The organism is Serratia sp. PGPR-27, from assembly GCF_022678525.1.
Classification (GTDB): Bacteria; Pseudomonadota; Gammaproteobacteria; order Enterobacterales; family Enterobacteriaceae; genus Serratia; species Serratia nematodiphila.
Window position 1 is genome coordinate 41089 of the sequence record NZ_JALBYS010000043.1, and the last position, 6327, is coordinate 47415.

7 protein-coding genes are annotated in these 6327 nt (G+C 64.5%); 2 read left to right on the top strand and 5 right to left on the bottom strand.

All coding sequences use genetic code 11. From position 1 onward, the window contains the following. Positions 1-2: 2 nt before the first annotated feature. Positions 3-632 carry an alanyl-tRNA editing protein gene (locus tag MMS95_RS20260; protein ID WP_242142170.1) on the bottom strand — a complete coding sequence of 210 codons (630 nt, stop codon included), beginning with the start codon at positions 630-632 and terminating at the stop codon, positions 3-5. 86 nt (positions 633-718) lie between these two features. Between MMS95_RS20260 and MMS95_RS20265 the strand changes: the two genes are divergently transcribed. Next, entirely contained in the window at positions 719-1654 is a 936-nt protein-coding gene (locus tag MMS95_RS20265) for a LysR family transcriptional regulator (RefSeq protein WP_088381746.1), read from the top strand. On the opposite strand, the gene alkB is transcribed toward MMS95_RS20265, so the two are convergent. Then, positions 1637-2284 carry a DNA oxidative demethylase AlkB gene (gene alkB / locus MMS95_RS20270; protein WP_016927095.1) on the bottom strand — a complete coding sequence of 216 codons (648 nt, stop codon included), beginning with the start codon at positions 2282-2284 and terminating at the stop codon, positions 1637-1639. The two genes, MMS95_RS20265 and alkB, sit on opposite strands and share 18 nt — an antisense overlap. A 139-nt stretch (positions 2285-2423) precedes the next feature. On the opposite strand from alkB, the gene rarD reads away from it, so the two are divergent. Continuing rightward, positions 2424-3302 (top strand): EamA family transporter RarD, encoded by an 879-nt coding sequence (gene rarD, locus MMS95_RS20275; RefSeq protein ID WP_076740674.1) that lies wholly within the window; start codon positions 2424-2426, stop codon positions 3300-3302. A 1-nt stretch (position 3303) separates the two neighbouring features. Here the strand turns inward: rarD and dhbA are convergent, their stop codons facing one another. The 3 genes from dhbA to MMS95_RS20290 all read right to left on the bottom strand — a co-directional run bounded on the left by dhbA (position 3304) and on the right by MMS95_RS20290 (position 6235). Continuing rightward, complete coding sequence (gene dhbA, locus MMS95_RS20280) at positions 3304-4062, bottom strand: 2,3-dihydro-2,3-dihydroxybenzoate dehydrogenase (RefSeq protein WP_031300685.1); 759 nt, start codon at positions 4060-4062, stop codon at positions 3304-3306. Between the two features lie 100 nt (positions 4063-4162). After that, on the bottom strand, positions 4163-5353 hold the full coding sequence (locus MMS95_RS20285) for an isochorismate synthase (protein ID WP_347340961.1): 1191 nt from the start codon (positions 5351-5353) through the stop codon (positions 4163-4165). Positions 5354-5542: 189 nt separating this feature from the next. Beyond that, the gene (locus tag MMS95_RS20290; RefSeq protein ID WP_099982756.1) at positions 5543-6235 is read right to left on the bottom strand and encodes a 4'-phosphopantetheinyl transferase superfamily protein; all 693 of its coding nucleotides are present in this window, start codon (positions 6233-6235) and stop codon (positions 5543-5545) included. Positions 6236-6327 lie beyond the last annotated feature (92 nt).

The window sequence follows — 6327 nt, forward strand, 5'->3', positions numbered from 1 at the left end:
ATTCAACCCAGCTCATATTGCACGTTCAATTGCCCTTTCTTCATCTTTAGGCCGGTAATCGCGATCGCGCCCACCTCGCCCAGCGCGGCGACATGGGTGCCGCCACAGCCGTAGGCGGGCAACTCGCCGAAGCCGACCTGGCGCAGGCCGTCCACCGCCTGCTGGCGGCGCGGCAGATCGGCGGCGATCAAACGCATCAGCTCCGCCTGCAAAAAGTCCACTTCTATCGTCTGCGCATCCGATCCCGGCGCGAAAGTGATGCGCCCTTCCCCCGGCCAATGATGCGCCTTGACCGGCCGCCAGCCCCGGGTTTCGCCCAACCAGCCGATCAGATGCCCAGCGGAGTGCCAGCGGGCGTGCAGCCGACGCTGCGCTTCATCGATTTGCATCGTAACCGGCCCGTTCGGCAGCGGCGCGGCGGTAAAGTGCACCACGGTATCCCCCTGCTGCTGCACCCGCAGCACGGTAACGTCGCCTAACGCCCCCACATCGGAAGGTTGGCCGCCGCCCTGCGGGTGGAACAGCGTGGCGTCCAGTTCCACGGCGTAAGCGCCCGCCTCGGCCGGCGCACAGCTCAACACCCGCGCCTGGCCCTGTAAATCGTCGCTGTAGTAATAACGTCGCTCGGTCATCATTTTTTCTCCTCGGTTCGGAGAGCCATTATATTCATGCCATAATCGGAGGATAATCCGCCGCCATCACAATGGACTTTTGCGTCATGAGCACAAATCTTTCTTACACGCTGTTGGCCGAAATGGCCGTTTTCGTTCAGGTGGTAGAGAGCGGCAGCTTTTCCGCCGCCGCCCGCAAGCTGGGCGCTTCGCCTTCCGCCGTCAGCCGCAGCGTGGCGAAGCTCGAACAGGCGTTGACGCTGCAGCTGCTGCACCGCACCACCCGCAAACTGCGGCTGAGCGAAAGCGGTGAAGAGGTGTTTGCGCACTGCCGCACCCTGCTGGCGGCGGCCGACGCGGTCATGGCGATCGGCGGGCGCGGCGCCGCGGAGCCCGAAGGGCTGGTCAGCGTCAGCGTACCCAAAGCGGTGGGCCGCTTCGTGCTGCATCCGCACATGCCGGAGTTCCTGCGCCGCTACCCGAAGGTGGACGTGAGGCTGCGGCTGGAAGATCGCTACATGGATTTGATAGACGATCGGGTCGATCTGGCGCTGCGCATTACCGATCGCCCCTCGCCCGGGTTGATCGGCCGCCAGTTGATGAGAATAGACCATCTGCTGTGCGCCACGCCGCACTACCTGGCGCAGCACGGCACACCGCAGCATCCGCACGATCTGGCGGCGCACAGCTGCATCTATCTGGGGGAAACGCCGAGCGACGCACAATGGAAATTCCGCCGCAGCGGCAAAACGGTGACGGTCAACGTGCGCGGCCGCTACGCCGCCAACCACACCGGCGTGCGGCTGGACGCGGTGAAACGCCATATCGGCATCGGCAGCCTGCCGTACTTTACCGCCCGCCAGGCGCTCGACGACGGCGAGATCGTGCAGGTGTTGCCGGAATGGGATTTTCTCAGCAGCTATCACGGCGGCCTGTGGTTGCTCTACGCGCCCAACCAGTATCTGCCGCCCAAACTGCGGGTGTTTATCGACTATCTCGTCGCCTGCCTGGCGCAGGAGCCGCAGCTAAAGCGCCTTGCGTAGCGTGATGTTGATGCGGTGCGGCCCCACCAGCGAGTGGTAGCCTTCCTTGACCGGCAGGATGCCGTGAAAACAGAGCCGAGATGGGCCGCCCCACACCACCACATCGCCGTGCGCCAGCGGAATGCGCCGCGCCCGGTCGCTGCGCTGCAGGCCACCGAACTGAAACACCGCCGGCAGCCCGAGCGACACCGAGACGATCGGCGCGCCGAAGTCGTGTTCGTCTTTATCCTGATGCAGCGACAGCTTGCTGCCCGGATCGTAACGGTTCATCAGGCAGGAATCCGGCACGAAGGGGCCGAAGCCCGCCTGCTGCGCAGCTTCGTCCGCCAGCGCCATCAGGATCGGCGGAATGGCCGGCCAGCGTTTGCCGCTGCGCGCGTCGCGTTCCGAATAGCGGTAGCCCCGGCTGTCGCTGGTCCAGCCGTTGCCGCACCAGCTCATCGCCACCGACATCACGTGCCCGCCGGGGGTGGTCAAATGCCGCCACGGCACCTGCGCCACCACGCCCTGCACCGCCGCCAGCAGTGCCGGCCCGTGATCGCGCACGAAGCCGTGCATCACCACCGCGCCGGGGGCGATCTCTTCGCGCCACGGCGGCGGCAGCGCGTCTTCAAAAAGATCGATTGTCATCGCCAAAGCCTGTATGAATACACAGTATCCATTGTAACCCGCCGCCGCCGATTGTCCAGCGCCCGGCGGCGCCATTGTTGTTGGCGGCAAATTTCTCTACAGTAGCCGCCATAAAATCAATCACTCACCAGGAATGCGTGTGATTAAGGGCATCACTCTTTCAGTCGTCGCCTCCATCTTGTTCGGCGCGATGTATTACTTCACCTCTACCCTCACCCCGCTGAACGGCGAGCAGGTCTACGGCTGGCGCACGCTGCTGACGCTGCCGTTCCTGACGCTGTTCATGGCGCTGTCCGGCGATTGGCGCAAGGTGGGCGACACGCTGGCCTGGATCGGCCAACGGCCGCCGCGTCTGCTGGGCCTGCTGCTCACCTCGGCGCTGCTGGGGGTGCAGCTGTGGCTGTTCCTGTGGGCGCCGCTGCACGGCAAGGCGCTCGACGTATCGCTCGGTTATTTTCTGCTGCCGCTGACGATGGTGCTGGTGGGCCGTTTGATTTACCGCGATCGGCTGTCGCTGCTGCAAAAACTGGCGGTGGCATGCGCCATGGTGGGGGTGGGCAATGAGCTGTATCAGGCGGGTGGCGTGTCGTGGCCGACGCTGGTGGTGGCGCTGGGTTATCCGCTCTACTTTATTTTGCGGCGGCGTTTCGGCACCGACAATCTCGGCGGGCTGTGGTGCGAGCTGGCGCTGATGCTGCCGGCTGCGGCCTGGTTCGCCTTCGGCGACGGTGGCGCCGCGGCGTTGCAGATCAATGCCGAGCTGTATTGGCGCATTCCGCTGCTCGGCGTCATCAGCGCCGTGGCATTGGTGTGCTACATCCTCGCCAGCCGCCTGCTGCCGTTCAGCCTGTTCGGCCTGCTGAGCTATGTGGAACCGGTGCTGCTGGTGATCGTCGCGCTGCTGCTCGGCGAGAGCATCAGCCAAAGCGAGTGGCCAACCTATCTGGCGATCTGGCTGGCGGTGCTGCTGCTGGCGGCGGAAGGTGCGCAACACCTGCTGCGCCGCCAGCGGGTCTGACTCAGGCGGCCAGCGTGGCGCCGCCGTCGATCACGATATCCTGCATGGTGATGTGGCTGGCCAAGTCGGAGGCCAGGAACAACACCGCGTTGGCGATCTCGTCCGGGCGGGCGATTTTACCCAGCGGGATCCCCAGTTTGAACAGCTCGGGGAAGCCGGCGATGGTGCGCTGCTGTGCATCGTCGGTCTGCCACATGCCGCGCTGCATCGGCGTGTCGGTCGAGCCCGGCGACACCAGATTGCAGCGCACGCCGAACGGCGCCATCTCCAGCCCCACGCAGTGGTTCAGGCTGGTCAGCGCCGCCTTGGAGGCGCAGTAGGCCGCCATCTGCGCGCGCGGCACGTGCGCGGCGTTGGAGCCGATGCTGACGATCGCGCCGCTGCGCTGCGCCTTGAAGTGCGGCAGCACGGCGCGGAACAGGTAAAACGCCCCCGAGGCGTTGACGTTGATGCACTGGTGCCAGTCATCCACGCTCAGATCTTCAGTATTGCCCATGCGCAGAATGCCGGCGGCATTGACCAACACGTCCAGTCGCGGGTTTTCCGCCAGCTGTTGGCGGCACACCGCCTCCACCTGCTCCGGCCGGCTGATGTCCAGCGTCACGCAAGGGTAAGGCAGATCCGGGTTGGCGAACTCGCGGTCAAACCCCACCACCTCGGCGCCCTGCGTCAAAAAATGCCGGGCGATCTGCTCGCCGATGCCGCGCGCCGCGCCGGTCACCCACACGCGTTTGCCGGTGAAATCCATCTGAATGCTCATGCGCGCACCGCCATCCGGGCGCACAGCCGGGTCATGTTGTTGTTCATCGTTGTCTCCTGCGAAAAGCATATGATGCGGCGTGCTGCGCCGCAAAGTGGCCCTACAGCGCGCCGCTGTTAAGGCCGAAAGCGTTGAGCATGGTGCCCAGTTTGGCGGCGGTTTCCATCCACTCGGACTGCGGCGTCGAGGCGGCGACGATCCCCGCGCCGGCGAACAGCCGCACCCGGTTGCCGCGCAGCAGGCCGCTGCGGATGACGATCGCCCACTCGCCGTCGCCGTTGGCGTCGCACCAGCCGACGATGCCGCTGAACAGGCCGCGATCGTGCGGCTCCAGATCGGCGATCAGCTGGCGGGCGCTCTCGGTCGGGAAGCCGCACAGCGCCGGCGTCGGATGCAGCAGGCAGGCCAGCTGCATCACGTTGAGCGCCGGATTCAGCAACTCGCCGCGAATGCGGGTGGACAGGTGCCACATGGTGCCGGTGCTGAGCAGCGACGGGCCGCTCGGCACGCTCAGGCTGGCGCACAGCGGCGCCAGGCGCCGACGAATGTCGTCGATCACCAGTTTGTGTTCGTATTTGTCTTTGGTCGAGCGCATCAGGCGCTCGCTGCCGAGGCGATCCTGCCGCGCATCGTCCTGACGGCGCGCCGACCCCGCCAGCGGATTGGTGTGGATCTCGCCGCCCTGCTTGCGGATCAGCAGCTCCGGGCTGGCGCCGAGCAGCACGCCGCCATCGGCCAGCGGCAGGGAGAAGTGGTATCCGGTCGGGTTCTGCACCATCAGGTTATTGAGGATTTGGTGGCCCGCCACCGGCTGCTCCAGCTCGATGTCGAGGATGCGCGACAGCACCGCCTTGTCCAGCTTGCCTTGTTTGAAGCGGCTGACCGCTTCCGCCACCGCGTGCTTGAAGCGCGGCTCGTCCGGAATGCTGGTGCAGGCGACCAGGCGATGCGGCTGTTGCAGCATCGGGCGCGCGGCGCGGGTAAAGCTGTCGTTGGCGACAAACTGGCAGTTTTCAGGCACGTACAGGCTGGAAGGCCGGCGCGTATCGAACGGAATGGCGCCCACCACCACCGGTGCCGCCTGGCCGGCGGCGTTGGCGCGCGCCAACGCCTGGCGGATATGCTGCGCCAGCGCGCTGTCTTCCTGCTCGCCGCCGAACGCCGGCGTCTCAATGCGCTCGAACACGCCGCTGGCGGAGAGGGAACGGAATTCGGACCGGTACAAAAAGGTCGATTGTTCGGCGTACGCAAACCCGGGGAAGGTTTGGTTTTCTGTCGTCAGTGTCGCCACAAGACCACTCCTTTGTTGCGCCTCACCAATGATAATGTTTATGCGAATAGTTATCATTAGCTGTAAAGGGATGGTAAATTACACCGGTTCCCCACCGTGGGTCAATCTCCGATGAATGAATCTTTCCGCCCGCTGCGTCAAATCCGCGTTACGGCACGGAAAGAAATAACACATTGTTATTATTGTATTTTAGCAAAAAATAAAGGTCGTGACGTCGTCACCTTCACGCCAAAAATGCCCGCTGAACCGGCGCCCGGCGGCGCAATGCGGCGTCAATGTCTTAAGCAGCTCTAATACGAACGTCTGCCGCTGCACATCCACGGCCGTCATGCGCGCATCAAGAAAATCGAAGTAACAACGCACCTGCGGATACAGCGCCTTAAACAGGCTCTCTTTGGCGGAAAACGTCAGCGTCAGCAGCGCGTTGAACGGCAGCGTTTCGCCTAGCAACGCCTCGCGCTCCGCCGGTGAAACGATCGCGCTCCACAGCTCCTCAGCTCGCTCCACGGACAGCAACGTCTCCACGTCCAGCCCAACGCTGCCCAGCCCGCTCTCGCGGTGCACGGCGCACAGCGCGGTATGCGAATTATGGCTCAACGCCCCGGCAATGCCCGGCGGCCACTGCGGCGCGCGGTCTTCGCCGCGCGCCAGGGTGAAGTCGGCGAAACCGAGTGGCGCCAGCAGCTGGCGCGCCAGAACACGTCCGGCCAGATACTCCGCACGGCGTTTCGGCACCGCGCGCGCCAGATGGTCCGGCAACGTAAAACCTGCCTCGGGATAACTCTCGTCGCGGTAATCCGCCAGCGCAAAATGGCAGCGCGCCACCTGGCCCGGATAACCGTCCGGCGTGAAAAATTCGATATTGCGGATAAAAGTGGGCAACGGCGGTATCCATGATAAGCAGGCAGGCTGATGATGTTAGCCCCCGAAACGGCCTGCAACAATGACCCTGGGCAAAATAAATGGCGTTAAGT

Coding starts and splice junctions, on each gene's coding strand:
- alkB (WP_016927095.1), bottom strand. CDS start 2,284: ATGACAATCGATCTTTTTGAAGACGCGCTGCCGCCGCCGTGGCGCGAA.
- MMS95_RS20260 (WP_242142170.1), bottom strand. CDS start 632: ATGACCGAGCGACGTTATTACTACAGCGACGATTTACAGGGCCAGGCG.
- MMS95_RS20265 (WP_088381746.1), top strand. CDS start 719: ATGAGCACAAATCTTTCTTACACGCTGTTGGCCGAAATGGCCGTTTTC.
- dhbA (WP_031300685.1), bottom strand. CDS start 4,062: ATGAGCATTCAGATGGATTTCACCGGCAAACGCGTGTGGGTGACCGGC.